Below are 18,706 nucleotides of genomic sequence, written 5' to 3' on the forward strand. Positions count from 1 at the left end.
GCATCTAGCCACGGAGTAAAGACATGGCAGAACGCCTAAGTAATGACTTTCAATTCCTGGATGTTGCACGCCAAGACCCAGAGAAAAAAGAGATTGACGTCCGCAAATCTGAGTTTGTGGAAATTTATAAGCCATTTACCGCAGAAGTGGCGACCAACCAGACCCATCGCTGTTTAGGCTGTGGTAACCCGTATTGTGAATGGAAATGTCCGGTACATAACTACATTCCAAACTGGTTAAAACTGGTTTCAGAAGGCCGTATTTTCCAGGCGGCAGAACTGTGCCACCAGACTAACACCTTGCCAGAAGTTTGTGGCCGGGTGTGTCCGCAGGACCGTCTCTGTGAAGGCGCCTGTACCCTAAATGATGGCTTTGGTGCTGTGACCATCGGTAATGCAGAAAAATACATCAATGACACTGCATTTGCGCTGGGCTGGCGTCCAGACATGTCACATGTCAAATGGACCGATAAAAAAGTCGCGATTATTGGTGCGGGTCCGGCAGGTCTGGGTTGTGCCGATATTCTGGTGCGTAACGGGGTAAAACCAGTCGTATTTGACAAGCGTCCGGAAATTGGTGGTCTGCTGACTTTTGGTATTCCAGAATTCAAGATGGAAAAAGATGTAATGAAACGCCGCCGTGAAATTTTTACCGGTATGGGCGTAGAGTTCCGTTTAAATACCGAAATTGGCACAGATGTCACCATCGACCAGTTACTGGCTGATTACGATGCCGTATTCATGGGCATGGGTACTTATACCTATATGAAAGGTGGTTTTGCCGGTGAAGACCTAGATGGTGTGTACGATGCGCTGGACTTCCTGATTGCCAACGTGAATCGTTGTCAGGGTTGGGAAAAAGATCCATCGGAATACATCTCAGTCGAAGGCAAAAAAGTGATTGTCCTGGGTGGTGGTGATACCGCGATGGACTGTAACCGTACTTCAATCCGTCAGGGTGCCGGGTCAGTGACCTGTGCCTATCGTCGTGATGAAGCCAACATGCCGGGTTCACGTCGTGAAGTGACCAATGCGCGTGAAGAAGGGGTTGAATTCCAGTTTAACCGTCAGCCAATTGAAATTGTTGGCGAAAATGGCAAAGTGACTGGCGTGAAATTCGTGACCACGCAACTGAGTGAACCAGACAGCCGTGGCCGTCGCAGCCCTGAACCAATTCCGGGTTCAGAAGAAATTGTGCCGGCAGATGCGGTGCTGTTGGCCTTTGGTTTTCGTACCAGCCCAGCCGACTGGTTTGCCGATGTGAACATCAACCTGGATGGTTCAGGTCGTGTGGTGGCTGCAGAACAGCAGCAATTTAAATTCCAGACTTCAAACCCGAAAATTTTCGCCGGTGGTGATATGGTGCGTGGTTCTGATTTAGTCGTGACTGCAATCTGGGAAGGCCGTCAGGCAGCAGAAGGCATTCTGGACTATCTGGATGTCTGATTTACGCTGAATTCATTCAAGAAGCCCGCTTTTTAGAGCGGGTTTTTTAATCTCTTTGGTTTAAGAATCAATCCCTGAAAATGGAAAAGAGGCAATGGCTGCTAGCAAATTTTATTGAAACGCACTTTATGCAACCGGCGATTTTGAAGTTTTTTGCAAATCGAATCGGTCTTTTTGCCATAGGGGAAAAGTGATTTTGTTCACATACTGAGCTTCTCCAAAACAAAAAAGGTCAGTAACCATGACGCAAGTGACGGCAGAAAAATCTTATCTTCATCGTCCGAAAGCCATTGGGATCACGGTTCGCCGGCTCAAATTTAATCCTCATGCTATCCGCCGGTATTATTTTGCCAATTCGCCGGTGATGTCGCATCTGCTTACCGCCTTATCTTCCACTTTTCCCATTGGTGAGCAGTTTTTTGTGCATAGCGTGCGTAATGTACGCGATCGGGTTCAGGATCCGCAGTTGCAGGCACAAATTGCTGCATTTATTGGGCAAGAGGCGATGCATTCCAAGGCACATCGTGAATTTAACAACGCCTGGCGCCGTGATGATTATCAGCTGGATCGTTTTCAGGCCTGGCTGGCGCGTAAAGATCATCATGTCAAAAGTCTGCCCCCTAAAGTGCAACTGGCGATTACCTGTGCCTTTGAACATTTTACTGCGCTACTGGGCGGCTATATCCTGCGTCATCCGGAAGTGTTGAGTACGCTGGATGATGATGCGGCCAAGCTGTGGATCTGGCATGCGATTGAAGAAATTGAGCATCGGGCGGTGGCGTTTGAGGTGTATCAGCATGTGTATAATGATCATCGTCTGCGCCGTATGATTATGCGCAGTGTTACTGCCGGTTTTGCCAGTCTGACTTTTTATAGCACCTCACAGCTGTTTTTACAGGACAAGAAAAACAGTATGCCGAAAATCGGCGGTAATCTGTTTGGTTTGTATTTGCTGGCGAAAATGCTACTGCAGTTATTGCCGGAATATCTGTCCTATTACCGGAAAGATTTTCATCCGGCTAAAATTAATTACAGTCACAGCCTTACCTACTGGAAGCAGCGCATGGCAACGCAGTATCAGGTTGAAGGTTTCCAGCAGGAACAACAGCCACAATTACTCAGTTAATTCAAACAGATGGTAAACCAATGATTAAAACCGGGCTTCTTTACGCGTCCGGTTTTTTCATGTGCATGTGTTTTCCAAGTGATAAATAAAATTAACAAAACTGGGCTAAAATACCGTTAGAATCAAATTATTGAACAAATACAAATAAATAATTAGAGGATAAGGCATGAACTTAATGAAAAAAACACTGCTGATGCTGGCACTCAGCAGCAGCTTGACCCTGAGTGGCTGTGGCTATAACACCTTGCAGGTCAAAGATGAAGCCGTGACGGCGGCCTGGTCGGAAGTCCAAAACCAGTATCAGCGCCGTGCCGATCTGGTGCCGAACTTGGTCAATGTGGTGAAAGGCTACGCTGCACATGAAGAGCAGGTGTTGACTGAAGTGACCCAGGCACGTGCCAATGTGGCCGGCTTAAAAGTCGATCAGGCGGTGCTGGAAGATCCGGCTCTGTTCCAGCGCTATCAGGAAGCGCAAGCGCAAATGACCGGGGCGTTATCGCGTTTAATCGCGGTATCAGAAAATTATCCGGATTTAAAAGCCAATCAGCAGTTCCGGGATTTGCAGGTACAGCTTGAAGGCACCGAAAACCGTATTGCGGTAGCGCGTAACCGTTATATCACCACGGTACAGGACTTTAATGCCTATTCACGCCAGTTCCCGCAGGTGATGACCGCAAAAGTCATTGGTATGGACACCAAGCCAAACTTTAGTGCCGATCAAAACGCGCAAACTGCACCAACCGTATCGTTTGAATAATCCCACGCCCCAAGGAGCCGCGGATCATGCCTGATTCAATTACTGCTCTCATCCGGTGTATACTACACTGCCTGCTGTTGTGCTGTGCGCTATTGCTCAGTTCACTCAGCTTGGCAGATACCGCTGCCACCAGCTCAGCAGATGATCTGGTGGCAGCGCGTATCATTCAGGAACAGCAACGTGCGGCCAATGCTCGTCATCAGAGTCAGACAGCCGCTGCATCTGAGGCAAGTGTTGAACAACCGGTGATTGGCAATGATATGGCAGAAGGGGAGTCCATTCGTGGCTTGCCGACTTTAAATGAACCGGTGATTGATCAGGCCAATTTGCTGAGTGCAGCGCAGAAACAGGCGATTAGCCAGCGGATTTTGGCACTGCATCAGCAGGGTAAAGCGCAAATTGGGGTGGTAATTGTGCCGACCACCGGTCAGGAAGATATTTTTGATTTTGCTATGCGTGTTGCAGAACGCTGGCAGTTGGGCTCGGCCAAATATGACAATGGCTTGTTGATGGCAATTGCGGTGAATGATCGCCGTATTCAAATTCTGACCGGTTATGGTCTGGAAGGGGTATTACCCGATATTGTGCTAGGCCGGATTATCAACAACCAGATCACCCCGTATTTTAAACAGGCACAATATGCCAGCGGCATTGAAGCCGGTCTAGCCGAAATTGAACGTATTTTGAATATGGACCCGGAAGTAGCGGCCACTGCGGCTAAAGAACTGCAGGAACGCCAGCAACAGGCACTGCGTGAGCAGCAGGCACGGGAAAAAACTTTTAATACAGTAATTTTTATTTTAATTGCCGGGGTGATTGGCTCTTATATTGTCGGTAAACGTCTCAGCGCTTCAACCGCTGCGGTGGCGGCTACGGTGGCGGGGTTGGTCAATGGTGTGGGCATATTCACCAGTTTATTAATGGGGCTTGGGATTTTCTTTTTACTCATTACCGCACTGGCCCAAGCGATTTTTCATATTTTCCTAGTCTCGGCCGGTCGTGGCGGTGGAGGCGGCGGCTTTGGTGGAGGCGGTGGATATAGCGGCGGAGGCGGCGGCTTCGGCGGGGGAGGGGCATCAGGATCATGGTAACCACAACAGATACAACCGAAATAATTACCCAGCCGAAAACTCAGGAGCTGAGTCAACCCAGTTTAAAGCGCTGGTTCAGGCATTTTTTCTACATGCCGGCCACTAAACGCTTTTTTAACCAGCAGGACCAGTACGCGATTGCGCAAGCGGTCACAGAAGCTGAACACGGACACATTGGTGAAATACAAGTCGTCATTGAAGGTTGTCTGCCTTCGCGTTTAGCTTATTATCAGGATACGCGTACCCGCGCACGGCAGCTGTTTGCTGAATTAGGTGTTTGGGATACGGAATATAACAGTGGGGTACTGCTTTATTTAAACTTGTGTGAGCGAAAAGTTGAGATTGTGATTGACCGTGGTATTAAGCATGCTACTGAGCAGCAGGTCTGGGATGAGATTTGCCAGAAAATGGTATATGGCCTAGCGCAAAGAGAGTATCAGCAGGCAGTGATCTTGGGGGTTAAAGAAATTGGCATGATTCTGGATGGTTATTATGACCGGAAAATTCAGGATGAAGCCAATGAGCTAGGGAATAAGCCGATTATTCTCGGTTAATGTTGTAAATATGTGACACTAAGTGTCACTTTTTTACATAAAAATACATTAAAAAAATAAAGTGAAAAATTTTTATCCATAAATGGCTGTTTTTTCTTTAAATATATTTATAATAAAAGTTGGCACATATAGTGCTATATACAAAATAGCTTACAAAGCTTATAAAAAATTAACAAAACATTTGTGGAGAATGTTATGAAAACTGCTCAAAAGGGTTTCACCCTAATCGATACTCCATAAGTGTCCATATAAAATGAACAATCCATAAGTAATTCAATATGGACATAAAAATAATAAATTTGATATGAAGAATCACTATTATCTTTTTCTACTTTTTTCAATCTCCGTTTTTACTCATGCTCAAGAACTAGACTTCATTCAATATTCAGATATTTCATCAATTCCTCAAATTGTTTTGAATCCAAAAATCCAAACAGAACTTCAAACATTGTTAAAGCATGATTATCTAAAATTTTAATCTAATTTCGACAATTACTCAGCGCCCTATTTACTAAAAACAGATGAGGCTCTGTATTATGAAGGTCGGTCTGGAAGCAGTTTAGATGCTTCATCCGCGATTGTGTTTAAAGATGGGCGATTTTTTGCTGCAATATATTTTTCCAATACCAAGACTTTAAAATACTTTAGCAACGATGCCAGTTGCTCAGAACAGTTACATCCTGCGATTCAAGTTTTTGCTCAGCAGCGTGAAATTCAAGGTATTGAATATGCAACAGCTAGAGCCAATACCGCTTTAAAATATAATTTTGGCCCCTCTTCAAAATGTGAAACCTATTTTAAAAAATTAGGAAGATAGCTGTGTTAGCGGCAGTGTAAAAATGCCCCCCTAACGGCATTTAAAAACTGCCCCCTTGGTTAATATAGTGGTCGATTTATTGTTCGTGTTCCATCATTGTTCATCAAAAACTTGCCTTGGAAGCAGCAGGGCGTGGTGTAAGTATGAATCATCAGGTGTCGGCAAAATTAGCTTATGTGACTATTTCTGGTCGTCTAACAAGTAAGAATAACTGGTATGCTACGAACAGGAATAGGTGATCATTTTATCTAGTAATTTGTATGATATTGTTAGATTTAAGGCTTGATCAGTAAAATTAGAGCTTGAGGTGATGCTATGACGTTATTGGAACAGCAGGTAGTACCAGCAGCTGTATTGGGAAAGTCAGTACTTAGGGCTGCTAAACTGCTTTCCCTTAGTCAGTCTTAGCTCGCAATAGTGCTAGATATGGATGTTGAGGTAATCACTCAATTGCAAAACCAACCTGAATTAGATACAAATTCTAAACAGGGGAAATTAGCACTGTTGCTGATTCGTCTATGCCAGGCTTTACATGCTTTGACAGGTGGTGATCAGGCTGCGATGAAGATTTTTTTAACGTCCGAAAATAGAGTCACTAGCGGTATCCCAATTCATCAAATAGAAACGATGAGTGGCTTGATTTCTGTTCTTAATTTTGTTGAAGCCCTTGAGTGACAATATACTCCTATGGACTAACTTACAATCAACTTTCACAAATTATGTTGTGTAACGCATGTAACAAGTTGAAATTATTAAAAAAGGATAACTAAAAATGCAACCGACTGAATTAAAACAATTACCAGACTGGTTATTAGAACAGTTACCCCAAATAACTGAAACAGCAATTTTATCACTGCGTGATACGAAACTTGTCGTCACTTACCCTGATCGTATGGAAGCAATTCACGAAAGCTTAAAAGACGTACAACGCCAGATCCATCATGTCAAACCTACAGATTTACAGATTCTACCAGAGGTCTATCAATATTTTGGTAAGGATAAAGAGAGTGGTGGTTTATTTTTTAAAACCTCTGAGCATCTTTCTAGTAGTTTGTTTTCCTACACTGATAAAAATAAATTTGAGCATTTACAATCTGCTTTACAGACTGCCTTTGAAAATGAGCAAGCATATCTCGCAAATCCAACAGACTTTTTAACAGCCTATCATTTTATTGATACACACCCAGCTTTTTGGACGGTTATTGGTGATGTACCATCATGGCACTGGAATACATGGGGGCACTGCCAAAATGTTTATCACGGTGCATATAATGATGAAGATAATGGGCAATTAGTGATTTATTTAGAAACTGGCTCACATCTCAATAAAGTAGAAGATGGTGGTAAATTATACCAAGAGCATTATCATGATTATCGTTTAGATGTTTGGGCAAATACGTTTGAACAGGCGTTTATCAAGTTGGCGGCAAAGGTGTATAAGTTTTTTGACCATCAAGGTGTTGAGCGCCTAAATGTGCCACATATAAAACCAGCATGGGTTCTGGAGCTTGAAGAACGAATTGCAGAATTTAAAAAATGGAAAGATGAGGAGCTGTGAGTATTCACTATTAGGTGGCGTCCACGAGTTGTTAAAGTATGTCGCTTAAAACATCTGCCAGCTTTTGCCCACTCTTACGATCAATTAAACGTGCTGACATACCAAATTCAGTTGGACCACTGTAATCAGCTAAAAGAGTATCTCCAATAAACAAAATGTCTTTGGCATGACATTGTAATTTATCAATTAAATATTGATAAATTTGTGACTCTGGTTTAATTGCTCCAACCTCATAACTCCAAGCATAAGCATCAAGAGAAGGTAAAAATGAAGAAACAACTTTTCCATATGGCATCGCTAAATTTGAGCATACTGCCAATCTGAATCCTAGTTTTTTTAATTCTTCCAAAGTTGATAAGGTATCTTCATACAGTCTAATAGAGCGTAACTCTTCATCTAAATCATGCTCAAGTTCTTGCAGAAATTGGTCTGGAATATTTACTGCTAATCGCTTTGTAAGCTCTGCCAAATTCAAATTGTGGGACATAATAAATTTGGCACCATCAGGTTTTGGTTGTCGCCCATTTTCTTTTAGCCATTTCATTAATTTTCTATATGGAGAACGTCTTTCCTCTATTTTTACAAGTGTACCAAACACGTCAAAAATAATGACTGAAGGCTCAATATGGCCTACTTTTATAAATAATTCCATATTTTTACAACCAATTAAATTGAATTTCACTTTTTGTTGAGATTACCATAAGAGGATTGCTATAAAAATTAAGGGAGATATTTGATATCTCCCTTTGATTATTTTATTCACTGAAATTTGCAAACATAATTTTAGGAAAATTTTTCATAAAGTGGCGTCTAACATGATTGAAGTCACTGAGATCATGTTGATTTTTTTCAAAATAATTCACCCAGGCTAAAGTCGCATCTTGGTCATTTAAGTTAGGGTTAACATTCAGAAACAAAGCTAAATCAAATGTACGGTCAATATTAAACTCTTTGATTAGTGCAACAGCAGTTGAACGAACTTCCTCTGAAACAGAGAATTTTGGAGAAAAATAGTTATTCATAGCTGAACTTCCTTAAAAAACTATATAATGAAATTTAGAACGGCTAATTTGTTTTTTAATAAAACAATATAACCTGCTGCAGGTTAAATTATCACGGTAAAAGTTATTTATCAAGTTGAATTAACCTGCTGCAGGTTAATTTTTTAATTTAAAGGTTGTTATGATTAGATGTAGGTTGTCAAATTTGATGGGTGAGCGAAAAATTTTAAAGTTAAGTGAGGTAGCTCAAGCGACTGGTATTAATCGTAATACGCTAACAAGTCTTTACTATGATCGTGCAGTACGAATTGAACTTTCAGTCGCTGATACCTTATGTAAATATTTTAATTGTAATATGCAAGATTTATTTGAATATATCGATGAGTATGAGGAAAGAGACGACACTTAGTAAAATGTCGTCCTTTTTTTTAAAGCTGAATAGGATGCTTTAAATACAATTCAGGATCATTCCAAATCGTCTGAATGTATTCTTTTGCATCAAAATCTCGTATTAGTCTTGCTCTAAGTTCATCAAAACCATCCCAATAATCTAAATTTTCATATGGAAATTTATCTACTAAATCACTCAACCATTGAATATTAGGTAGTTTTTCTGCAATTGTTAAGGGGTGAACTTTTCCAGTCAAAATAAGTTTAAACTGTTCTTTTGAGAGAAGGTGGCTGCATATAGTCACTTTAGCGTTGTAATATCGCAGCAGCACTTTGGTCAATAAGCAAAAATATAATAATGAGTTATATCCACCTACTCCGTTTACGTCACTGATATGATATGGAGGATAAAAAGTCTCAACTGCGTAATTTTCATAAATTTTAAGAATAATTAATTGCCCCGCTTCTGACAATTCTCGAATAAACTTTAATTCTTTCACTTTTGAATTATTTAAATATTCATTATTTGGATTTGAGCCTAAGAGCAGTTTTATATCTTGATCTAAATACTCTTTTAAACGTATGTGCTGAATATCATAGGGAGTCTGTTTACCAAAGAGTAACCAGTTTGGATTCACTGAAGTATGTTGCGCTATTTTTTCCAATTGTCCGAAGGTGGGTTCTAATTCTGCTCTAAACCATGCTTCAGCCTCATCAGCCGTATCTTCATTGATCTCAAAAGCTAATTCAGCAATTGTAAACTCATTGAAATGATGAAGTTTTTTCAGCTCACTTAGTACAAAATTTAAACGTTCTGCTACCACTTTTTTTCGCTCTGTCGGAGATCGAGCTCGAAGAAAGTTTTCAACGATTTTTGCTGCTTCAACTTGAATATTATCATTCATGACGAATGAATCGTAAAGTCGAGAGGTCGCTTCTGCATTGATAGAGCGTTGATTCGCTTTCGCTGCAGCATCAATTTTAGCTTTTAGCTCTTCAGGAATACGAAGATTAAATTGGATATCTTTCTTACTCATACATTTTTAAGTCGGTAAAAAATAGCACTAGCATTATGCTATAAAAAAAGAGTTGACATAAGTGTTAGCATATTGCTATGTTAGCAATATGCTAACAATTGGTGTGATGCACATGAAACAGACGAATCTTCGTTTACCCATAGATTTAGTTTCTTGGGTCAAACAAATGGCAAAACAAAGACATCAGTCAATGAATGCTTTTTTTATTACGGAATTGGAACGATTAAGGAAAGAGGAACAGAGAGAATTGACAAAAAAGTAATTATTTTCATTCGGCAAAAAGTATAAAAGCCCATGCGGGAACATGAGCTTTTATGAATGTCTTGATTGGCGTCCAGACACTTCGATTTTGATGGATAGGGGTATTTTTGTCAATCCTATATCAAGGTCACTTTTTGCCTGTTTTTTAATAAACAGGAGGCTCAAAATGAGCACTAAACTTAAAAATGGTCAGTCACGCTACCAATCGAAAGCCAAAGTTGTGAGCATCAAAAAATTTCAGTTATTGACGTTGGTTAATGCAACCCGTTGTTTAAATGATGCAGCGTTTGAAAAACATGGTGATGCTTACCTTGAATTCCCTGTAATTGTTCAGGGAGATGGTAGCCCTTCTGACGTTTTTAATCTGTATTTGCTGAAAAAACTTGAGCAAACAATACAGTATGATTTTAAAACATTTGCATCTATTGCCAATCAGTTGGTTGATTTTCAGCGTTTTTTAGAAGATGAGCAACTGGACTGTTTGAAATTCCACAAACTAAAACAGTCAAATGCGATTTTTAAATATCGCACTCGTCTTATTGAGCAAGCGAATGCAGGTCTAATTTCAGCTCGCTCTGCAAGTAATCGAATTAATGCGGTAGTGAATTTTTATCGATTTCTCGTTACAGAAGACTTAGTTGATCATCAGCGCTATGGCATACCGTTTAAAGATGTCTACAAATATATTGCCGTGGATAATGAGTTTGGCGCACGTCAAAAAATGGCAATTAAGTCGCATGATCTTGCGATACATGTTCCAGCCAAGGCTCCGAATTCTGAAGCCATTATTGACGGTGGTGAATTAAGCCCACTTACTGTTGAAGAGCAGGCTGTTATATTAAAAGCACTGCAAAAATCATCACGTGAATATCAATTGATGTTTTATCTTGCATTGTTTACAGGTGCTCGTTTACAAACGATTTGTACTTTGCGAATCAAAAACTTAATTGGTTGTGAGCTTGATAGTCATGGTTTTATTCGTCTGCCCGTTGGAGCGGGTACAGGTGTGGACACTAAATTTCAAAAGCCGATGACACTTTTGATTCCAAATTGGTTAGTACAAGATCTTAAAATCTATATCAATAGTGAGAAAGCGCGTCTGCGTAGACAGAAATCAAATTATGGCGACTCGGATGAAAACTATGTGTTTCTCACCAAGCTTGGTACACCTTTCTACACCAGCAAAGCTGAACAGCAGAAGTTAACCGAAAAGATCAAAGCATCTGACTCCTTTGAGACTCGACTGAAAATCTATGAAGGTGAAGCAGTACGTAGTTATTTAAAAATGGTGTTATTGCCTGAAATTCGTCTAATTGATCCACAATTTAAAAGTTTCAAATTCCATGACTTACGTGCCAGTTTTGGGATGAATCTGCTGGAAAGTCAGTTACAGCATCTACCTGCAGGGCATTCTGCTATGACCGCTGTTGAGTATGTGCAAGCTCGTATGGGACATCGTAACATCAGCACGACTTTACAGTATTTGAATTATAAATCACGATTGCAATGGCGCAGTAAAATTCAGCATGAGTATGAATCAAGCTTAATGAAATACGTGATGTCTTCTGTCAATTTAGCGGGAGAATTGTCATGAATTTTAGACGCTCTCCACTTTTTGTGCATATTTCAGATATCAATAAACAAATTAATGAGCATGAGCGACTTGTCCTTGTCTGCAAAGATAAGACAGCTTCTTTTGCTTTTAAGACATTTGACATTGGAACTCTGTTTTATCGTAAAAGAGTATTTGGCGAGGCTTTGTCAGAACAACAGTTATCTGCATCTTTTGATGAAAAAAGACGTTATTTTTTGCAGTGTTTAACGGACTATTTGTTGCAAATGAGCGGATCAGATTTGTCAAAAGGACTATTTTATTACACTAGTAAACTTTTTTTAGATTGGGTGGATAGCCAAAAGAAAAATTTTGATTTATCAAATCAAGACAGTGTGATAGATGCGTATCGTCGTTACAGCAAATATTTAGTTGATCGCACTTTGCTTGCAGATACTGATGAAGAAAACCTAGCTGCACATACAGCAAAGCAATATCAGCGTAATGCGGCGAAGTTGATAGCATATGTATTTGACTGTCATGAAATTGATATTGTTAGTCAAGCGATGCAAGTACAGTCTCAGCGTTATGATGTTCCTGTTTTTCCAGTCGCTAAAGAAGATCATCAGAAGACGTATGCAACTTTGTTGCATGTCTTTCTTGAAATTTATCGTATTGTGATGCAAGGCGCAGATTTTCCAGCACATTTTCAGTCCGTGGATCAGGAAGATTTTTATTTTTACTCGGGCTTTCATCATCAAACTGGAAAACAGCATATCCAGTTTGATATGCAGAATTATTTAGCCAAATATCCAATTATTCCAGCCCTTTCCAAAATGCTGGCTGATTTTGAGTTAGAAGAAGATAGTGAGCATCGAAAACGTGTACGTGAAAATCGCAATCAAGCGATTCGTAAACTTGAAGAACGTAATAAAGACAAGCGACATTTAGAGCGTACAAGACTTGCCTCCTACGGTCTTGCCATTGGCATGCTGTTATTTATTGCACAAACTGGTGCAAATTTAGACACTGCTCAACAATTACAACTCGTCAGCATGAAAGTCCTTCCATCCACACAAGGTCGACGTTTCTCGGGAACAAAAAGCCGCGCTAGACGCAAGACAGTACGACCAGAGTTTGGAGTTAATTTTGAGCCGATTTTTAGAAAAATTTTAGAACTTCGGGCTTGGTATATTCAAGATGAGCAGTGTGATTTGGTCTTTCCAATGCGCGATAATATTCGAAAATTAAGTTCAATCGGAAATAGTAAATTACAGTCACTAAAAAAATTTTTGCAGCGCATTTTCCCGAAAATGGCTTGGATCACACCACGAGAGTGGCGCAAGCATGTTAGCAGTCAATATGTTGAATTGAGCGATGGTGATTTATTGCTTGAAGTCGAAAAAATGGGACACTCACTCGATACTGCGAAGAAAAATTACAGTCGAACTTCATTTAAAGATGCAGCTCAGCAAATTTCACAATTTTTTAATGAGTTGAGAGAAGTTGCGGTAGCACAAACTCGAACCGTTGAGCGTATTCCTGTGCAAACGTTAGATGAGACTGTTGATGTTCAAACCTTAGCTGTCGGGGCTTGTACGACTACCAGTCTACAACCTGAAAAAGCAACAGGTTTTACTGCGCAAGCTCCAACTCCAAACTGTCAACAATTTGAGCATTGCTTATTCTGTCAATACTATGCAGTCCACGCTGATGACGAAGATGTGCGTAAGCTTTTATCACTGAAAAGCCTACTCGGCTACGTTAAGCAAAAAGTCACGGACTTAATCAAGTGGGAACAGCAGTTTGGGGTTGTGCTACATCGAATTGACGAAGTACTCAACGAATTATCAGACACTTATGAAAATTTACGTGATCGTATTTTTTCAATTCAAGAAGAAGTAGAAAGTGGTGATTTAGATGCCTATTGGCTCAATCATTTTGAATTGCTAATTGATTTGGGGTGGATATCATGAGTTCATTTAATTCATATCTATATTCATTGGGTATTGCTGAGCAGTTCTTACCTGATGAGTACAATCTACTGAATAATCAGCTGACTGTTCCAAGTACTTTTGTATTATCGCGAATGAAGAGTGGTGAGATATTGTCAGTTTATTCAGACAATATCTGGGATCTTTCTCCATATTTACCGAAGTGTGATTGTCGCCTGAATTTTGATAGTTGGCTTGAAAATGCCCGAGAAAATGACTTTCTTTACTGTCAAATTCGGGCAGAAATGAAAAAAATCAGTTTTGCTTTGCTTTATATAAAATCTGGTAAGTCGATTATTAAAAGTATCGAACAGCGGCACACGGTTTTACGCCAGTTTGCAGCAATTGCATATAAAAATGGCTGTACATTGCAGCAGTTATTTAGTGATGTTGCTTATATGTCAAAAGTAAATGATGCTTATGTTGGTGTGAGCTATCAAAAAGCCATTCACATTAAAGCATTTTTAACTGATTGTTTTGCCTTACAACAGCAATACCCATTGCTCATTCCTGCGTTTAGTACATATAAGCCAATAGAGCATTTAGCAAAGTTGGCTGCTCAACTCAGGTTGCAGTCAGGCAAAGTAGGCCCACAAACCAAAGTTGTTCCTTCACGGCTTTATATAGCCTTAATTAATGCTTTAGCAGATAAATTGAATGAATTTAATCAAAATGCATCAGCACTTCTGAAATGGTTTCAGCGCAAGCAGCAGGATGCAAATTTTGCTTTGATGCCGACAGAATTTAAGCGTGAAAAAAATGCGGTAAGTTTTGCTGATGCTCGAGATTTACTCGGTTTAACGGTACTGTTTGAAAATAACCAGATTCAAAAACATGCCAACCTCACCCGTTATATGACGCTGATTCAAGGTATGGCCAAGTTGTGGATTCATCTGTTTACAGGGATGCGGGACAATGAAGTGAATCAGCTGTCATCTGATTGCTATCAAACTATTCAAAGTAATGAGCATCTTGTGCATGTCATTATGGGTTATACCTCCAAGTTGCATGGTGGTGGAAATAAATCGACGTATTGGATCACGTTTGCAGATATTCAAATAGGCGTACATGCAGCACAAAGTATTGGTGAAGTCTACGCCTTACTCAATCCTCACTATGATATGTCTAATTCTGCTGAATATCCATTATTCCCAACACTATACTCGCAAAAGCATCGAAATAAAAATAACCGCAATATTGAGCATGAAACGGATTTTATCTCTAATTTTGAGGGTGCTCCGACTCGAACACAGTCTAATTTTAATCAGTATTTAAGCCGTATTTCTGTATTGCTTGGAGAGGGGTTGAAAATCGCAGAAAGTGATATCGTCGAGCTTGAAGCTTTTGATGGTTTCCGCAATTGGCGAGAAGAAAAAGACTGCCAAGTTGGTGAGTACTGGAATATCTGTACCCATCAATTTAGACGTTCGCTTGCAGTTTATGGCGCTCGTTCAGGCATGATCGGACTTGGCGCTTTGTCAGTCCAATTTAAGCATCTAACAGAGTCTATGACGTTGTATTACCGTAATAATGCGGTATTTGCACCAAATATTTTAGTGAGTGATAGCCAAAAAGAGTTTATTCAAGAACTGGAATATCAGCGCTTGGTACATTCTTATGCACAATTTGAAGATGGTGTAATTAATAGTGCTAGTCGTTTACTCGGTGGGGCAGGAACCTATTTGCAGCTACAAAAAGACCGCGAGCAATTACTCACAGTATTTCCAAACCGTGATGAAGCGATTAAGCGCATGAAAAAAGGGGAAATTGCTTACAAACCGAGTCTTTTGGGTGCTTGTACTAATCCTGATTCTTGCGAAAAAATTTCATTTACTGCGATTACCAGTTGTTTGAGTTGTGCCCATGCTGTGTTTGATGCAACAAGTGCTGAAAAAATGCAAAAAGCGGTTCAGCGACTACAACGGCAGCGAGATATGCAAGTACAGAACAGTCTGCTATACGAGCAAATGGACAGTGATATTTTGGCTTTAAACAAAATGATTCAAAAAATTAAAACGATTAATATTGAGGTGTAAAATATGAGTGTACTTAATGATTATTACGCTGCTTTAGAGCGATTAAAAGCCAACAAACCAGAGGTTCTACCGAAAGGCTCTGCCATTAATAACGATACGGTTGCAATGGAAGCTGGACGTAAAAGAGGCTCGATTAAGAAGAGTCGTCATGCTGCATTAATTGAGGCAATTGAGCAAGCTGCACAGGCAGCAGGGCAAAATGTTCTTTCGCCTGCCCAGCAAATTGAGCAAGCGAAAACTAAGACCAAAGCGGTGAAAAGTGATTATGATCAGTTAAAAAAGGACTATGAAAAACTGCTAGAAAAGTGCAATGCTCTATTACTGGAAAATTTTGAGTTAAAACAAAAAACGCATCTTTAAAGATGCGTTTTTACATAAGATATTTAATTAAGAAGCAAGATTACGGCATTCAGTAGGAACATATTTAAAATTAGCTTCAGTAGTAGTACATTTCCAAGCAATACCAGGATTATTTACTGCTGCAACATCCTTATCATCCTTATCTTTTGTAGCTAAACTATCGGCAGTAGGTGTAAGAGTTAATGCTACTTTTTTACCTTTATCATTCATTGTAACGGTAATACCTCCTGTAGTAGCACTACATTCTAATTTGGCGACATTACCTACACCTTTTCCATTCGTAGCAGTGGCGTCAAAAACTCCGACACCAGCACATGCACCCTTTCCACCATTGTCAGCTGCAGCTGGTAAAACACCACCATTCATTGTAATATTTTCGGCTACTGTTGCCTTAGCAGTGCCTGCAACTCCTAGAGCTTCAGAGACACGGGCACGTACAGTATAATCCTGATATGCAGGAAGTGCGATTGCAGCCAAAATTCCAATAATAGCGACAACAATCATAAGTTCGATGAGCGTGAAGCCCTTCTGCATTGTATTCATAACATTCTCCACAAATGTTGTTAATTTAGTTATAAGCTTTGTAAGCTATTTTATAGTTTGCACAAAGCATGCCAATGCATATTACTCAATTATTTCTTATGAAATCAATAGATTGTTTAATAGATTAAAAATCTTAAAAACTTAAAAGTAAATTTATGTAATTAAGTGACAAAAAATGTCAGTTTTGTCGGTTTTGAGATATGTAAAAATAAAAATTGCTTGTACTGGGAAAACTTAAATTATTAGCAGCTAAGCGAGCAGAAAACTATATTGGTTTGGTAGTGGTTGTTTGTGGGGGGATGAAAGCAATTTGAAATTGAAAGTGCTGTTGTATACGGAATATTTCATATATGGGTGAGTAATAGAATGAAACGGCTTAAAGACTTCAAAATACCCGAACGAATACCTCGTGCAGCTGTGAAAGTTGTGTCCATGCAATTTGGTGATGGCGAAGCGACTCGGTGTATTGCTCTGCATCATGCAAAATGTGTGATTCTTCAGCCTAAAGGAGAAATACAGAAGTTAACCTATAAATGATTCTGGATTTTTTATTCAGTTTTAGCTTAACAAAATTTTAAAATATCTCATGAGCAGTCTGCCATTATAAAAATTCATTCTATCGCCCCGAGTAAAAGCCATTTTCTGATATGGACAAATTGGAAAAATTTGTCCATTGAAAACGATGTCCATATGGACAAAGCAAGTAATTATATAAAGCAAGATAATTCAATGGTTTGATGCATGTCCATATAAAGTGACTTATGGAATGTACATCATTAATGATCGTTGTTGCGATCATTGGTATTTTGGCTGCGGTTGCACTTCCTGCATATCAAGATTATACAATCCGTGCCAAGATGGCTGAGCCAGTATTGGCAGGTTCTACTTGTCGTACTACAGTTTCAGAAGTTTATCAATCAGCTTCTGCTCTTCCTGGTGCGAATACTTGGGGATGTGAAGTAGGTACCCCTCCAACCACTAGCACACCAGAGCCTACTGAGGCTGTTCCAGATCCAGATCCAATTACAGTAGAAGGGACTCCATCTACTAAATATACAGCTTTGGTTGAAACTTCAGCTACAGGTGTAATCACAGTAACTACTACCAAAGCTGCTGATTTAAAAGATGCTGCTGATAAAACTTTCCAGTTAACTCCATTAAAAGCAGGCGGTGTGGCAATGACAGCGGATGATATTGGTACGACAGTAAACTCTTGGAAATGCGGTCCAGGTGGTCCACGAGCTATTGATGCTAAATATTTACCAGGTTCATGTCGCGGTAACTAATTCGGCTTTAATAAAAAAGACTGGCTAGCCAGTCTTTTTTTATGTAATAAAACCTAATTTTTTGAAAAAATACAGTGATCTTTGGGGTAGAAAATCATAGTCAGATGATTTACTTGAATTAAGATCGAAATTTAGAGAGTAAGTAATGCCAAAGCGACTAACCTTTTTCTTGGGGCATTTAGCTATTTCTATAATTATTGCATTAATGGCTATGGGGCTGGTTTTCTTTATTTGGTATCCATCACCACTTGCAAGTGCAGTCGGTGTTACCCAAATTTTTTTAATGATGCTGGCGATAGATGTGATCGTGGGTCCAGTGCTTGGCTTCATTGTTTATAAAGAAGGCAAGAAAACTTTAAAAATGGATTTGGCTATTATTATTCTGATTCAGCTCTCAGCGCTGATCTATGGTTTGTATAGTATTGAAAAAGGGCGACCAGCCTATATTGCATACAACATAGATCGCTTTGAACTGGTTCGTAAGAATGAGATCGCGAGCAATGATTATCAACACAATGAAAATTTTGGATCATATCCAAGCTATGTGGTGGTCCAATATCCAAAAGATCCGAAACTCAAAGAAAAAGTCATGTTTGATGAAGTCTTTGGCGGAGTGTCTTTAAGTCAAAGGCCGGAGTTTTACCAAGCATTGGAGAGTGCTAAGCAACAAATGAAGGATAAAAGTCTTAGTTTGAATGACTTATCAAAATATAATTCACTTTCAACGGTAGATAAAATATTATCAAAATATCCAACAGCAATCGGTTTCTTTCCTTTAAAAGCAAGCAATTTAGATATGACTGTATTGGTGGATAAAGAATATAAAGTCATTAAAATCGTCGACCTCCGCCCTTGGCACTAACGCAAAATAGAACAATAATTTCACCAAGCAGCTGAT

General features: G+C 39.6%; 19 protein-coding genes and 1 pseudogene. 16 read left to right on the forward strand and 4 right to left on the reverse strand.

The genetic code is table 11. The features are described from left to right. Positions 1–23 precede the first annotated feature (23 nt). The 8 genes and pseudogenes from P253_RS09715 (at position 24) to P253_RS09750 (ending at position 7,348) form a co-directional block, all read left to right on the forward strand. Positions 24–1,445, forward strand: coding sequence for an FAD-dependent oxidoreductase (locus P253_RS09715; RefSeq protein WP_016658453.1), 1,422 nt, complete (start codon positions 24–26; stop codon positions 1,443–1,445). Positions 1,446–1,686: 241 nt separating this feature from the next. Beyond that, positions 1,687–2,571, forward strand: a complete 885-nt coding sequence (locus tag P253_RS09720) for a metal-dependent hydrolase (protein ID WP_016658454.1) — start codon at positions 1,687–1,689, stop codon at positions 2,569–2,571. A 166-nt stretch (positions 2,572–2,737) separates the two neighbouring features. Continuing rightward, on the forward strand, positions 2,738–3,328 hold the full coding sequence (locus P253_RS09725; protein WP_005180484.1) for a LemA family protein: 591 nt from the start codon (positions 2,738–2,740) through the stop codon (positions 3,326–3,328). A gap of 26 nt (positions 3,329–3,354) precedes the next feature. Beyond that, positions 3,355–4,419, forward strand: a complete 1,065-nt coding sequence (locus tag P253_RS09730; RefSeq protein ID WP_016658455.1) for a TPM domain-containing protein — start codon at positions 3,355–3,357, stop codon at positions 4,417–4,419. After that, positions 4,413–4,973: a TPM domain-containing protein gene (locus P253_RS09735; protein WP_016658456.1), complete on the forward strand. Its 561-nt coding sequence runs from the start codon at positions 4,413–4,415 to the stop codon at positions 4,971–4,973. The genes P253_RS09730 and P253_RS09735 overlap by 7 nt, the downstream gene beginning before the upstream one ends. 304 nt (positions 4,974–5,277) lie before the next feature. Further along, a pseudogene (locus P253_RS09740) lies at positions 5,278–5,790 on the forward strand (hypothetical protein). A gap of 426 nt (positions 5,791–6,216) precedes the next feature. Further along, a complete protein-coding gene (locus P253_RS09745; RefSeq protein ID WP_016658457.1) occupies positions 6,217–6,465 on the forward strand; it encodes an antitoxin Xre/MbcA/ParS toxin-binding domain-containing protein in 249 nt (82 codons plus the stop codon). Positions 6,466–6,562: 97 nt separating this feature from the next. Then, a complete protein-coding gene (locus P253_RS09750) occupies positions 6,563–7,348 on the forward strand; it encodes a hypothetical protein (RefSeq protein WP_016658458.1) in 786 nt (261 codons plus the stop codon). Between the two features lie 31 nt (positions 7,349–7,379). Here P253_RS09750 and P253_RS09755 read toward each other — a convergent pair whose 3' ends face one another. Then, a complete protein-coding gene (locus tag P253_RS09755; RefSeq protein WP_016658459.1) occupies positions 7,380–8,000 on the reverse strand; it encodes an HAD family hydrolase in 621 nt (206 codons plus the stop codon). Between the two features lie 103 nt (positions 8,001–8,103). Beyond that, the gene (locus tag P253_RS09760) at positions 8,104–8,370 is read right to left on the reverse strand and encodes a hypothetical protein (protein ID WP_004281168.1); all 267 of its coding nucleotides are present in this window, start codon (positions 8,368–8,370) and stop codon (positions 8,104–8,106) included. A gap of 160 nt (positions 8,371–8,530) precedes the next feature. Here P253_RS09760 and P253_RS09765 point away from each other — a divergent pair, with 160 nt between their 5' ends. Further along, positions 8,531–8,758, forward strand: coding sequence for a helix-turn-helix domain-containing protein (locus tag P253_RS09765; protein ID WP_081402515.1), 228 nt, complete (start codon positions 8,531–8,533; stop codon positions 8,756–8,758). 19 nt (positions 8,759–8,777) lie between these two features. Here P253_RS09765 and P253_RS09770 read toward each other — a convergent pair whose 3' ends face one another. Beyond that, positions 8,778–9,776: an Arc family DNA-binding protein gene (locus P253_RS09770; protein WP_016658460.1), complete on the reverse strand. Its 999-nt coding sequence runs from the start codon at positions 9,774–9,776 to the stop codon at positions 8,778–8,780. Positions 9,777–9,888: 112 nt separating this feature from the next. On the opposite strand from P253_RS09770, the gene P253_RS09775 reads away from it, so the two are divergent. The 5 genes from P253_RS09775 (at position 9,889) to P253_RS09795 (ending at position 15,979) form a co-directional block, all read left to right on the forward strand. Next, positions 9,889–10,038 carry an Arc family DNA-binding protein gene (locus P253_RS09775; RefSeq protein WP_228153534.1) on the forward strand — a complete coding sequence of 50 codons (150 nt, stop codon included), beginning with the start codon at positions 9,889–9,891 and terminating at the stop codon, positions 10,036–10,038. Positions 10,039–10,203: 165 nt separating this feature from the next. After that, positions 10,204–11,631, forward strand: a complete 1,428-nt coding sequence (locus P253_RS09780; RefSeq protein ID WP_016658461.1) for a tyrosine-type recombinase/integrase — start codon at positions 10,204–10,206, stop codon at positions 11,629–11,631. Beyond that, a complete protein-coding gene (locus tag P253_RS09785; RefSeq protein ID WP_016658462.1) occupies positions 11,628–13,565 on the forward strand; it encodes a hypothetical protein in 1,938 nt (645 codons plus the stop codon). Before P253_RS09780 ends, P253_RS09785 begins: the two co-directional genes overlap by 4 nt. Next, entirely contained in the window at positions 13,562–15,619 is a 2,058-nt protein-coding gene (locus tag P253_RS09790; RefSeq protein ID WP_016658463.1) for a hypothetical protein, read from the forward strand. Before P253_RS09785 ends, P253_RS09790 begins: the two co-directional genes overlap by 4 nt. A 3-nt stretch (positions 15,620–15,622) precedes the next feature. Beyond that, positions 15,623–15,979, forward strand: a complete 357-nt coding sequence (locus P253_RS09795) for a hypothetical protein (RefSeq protein WP_016658464.1) — start codon at positions 15,623–15,625, stop codon at positions 15,977–15,979. Positions 15,980–16,006: 27 nt separating this feature from the next. Here the strand turns inward: P253_RS09795 and P253_RS09800 are convergent, their stop codons facing one another. Then, positions 16,007–16,513 (reverse strand): pilin, encoded by a 507-nt coding sequence (locus P253_RS09800; protein ID WP_370670881.1) that lies wholly within the window; start codon positions 16,511–16,513, stop codon positions 16,007–16,009. 788 nt (positions 16,514–17,301) lie between these two features. Here P253_RS09800 and P253_RS09805 point away from each other — a divergent pair. Both P253_RS09805 and tfpZ read left to right on the forward strand, forming a co-directional pair. Further along, positions 17,302–17,808, forward strand: a complete 507-nt coding sequence (locus P253_RS09805) for a pilin (protein ID WP_016658467.1) — start codon at positions 17,302–17,304, stop codon at positions 17,806–17,808. Between the two features lie 145 nt (positions 17,809–17,953). Further along, positions 17,954–18,670 carry a TfpX/TfpZ family type IV pilin accessory protein gene (gene tfpZ, locus P253_RS09810; RefSeq protein ID WP_016658468.1) on the forward strand — a complete coding sequence of 239 codons (717 nt, stop codon included), beginning with the start codon at positions 17,954–17,956 and terminating at the stop codon, positions 18,668–18,670. The last annotated feature ends 36 nt before the right edge of the window (positions 18,671–18,706 follow it).

The organism is Acinetobacter indicus CIP 110367 (assembly GCF_000488255.1).
GTDB classification, from domain to species: Bacteria; Pseudomonadota; Gammaproteobacteria; order Pseudomonadales; family Moraxellaceae; genus Acinetobacter; species Acinetobacter indicus.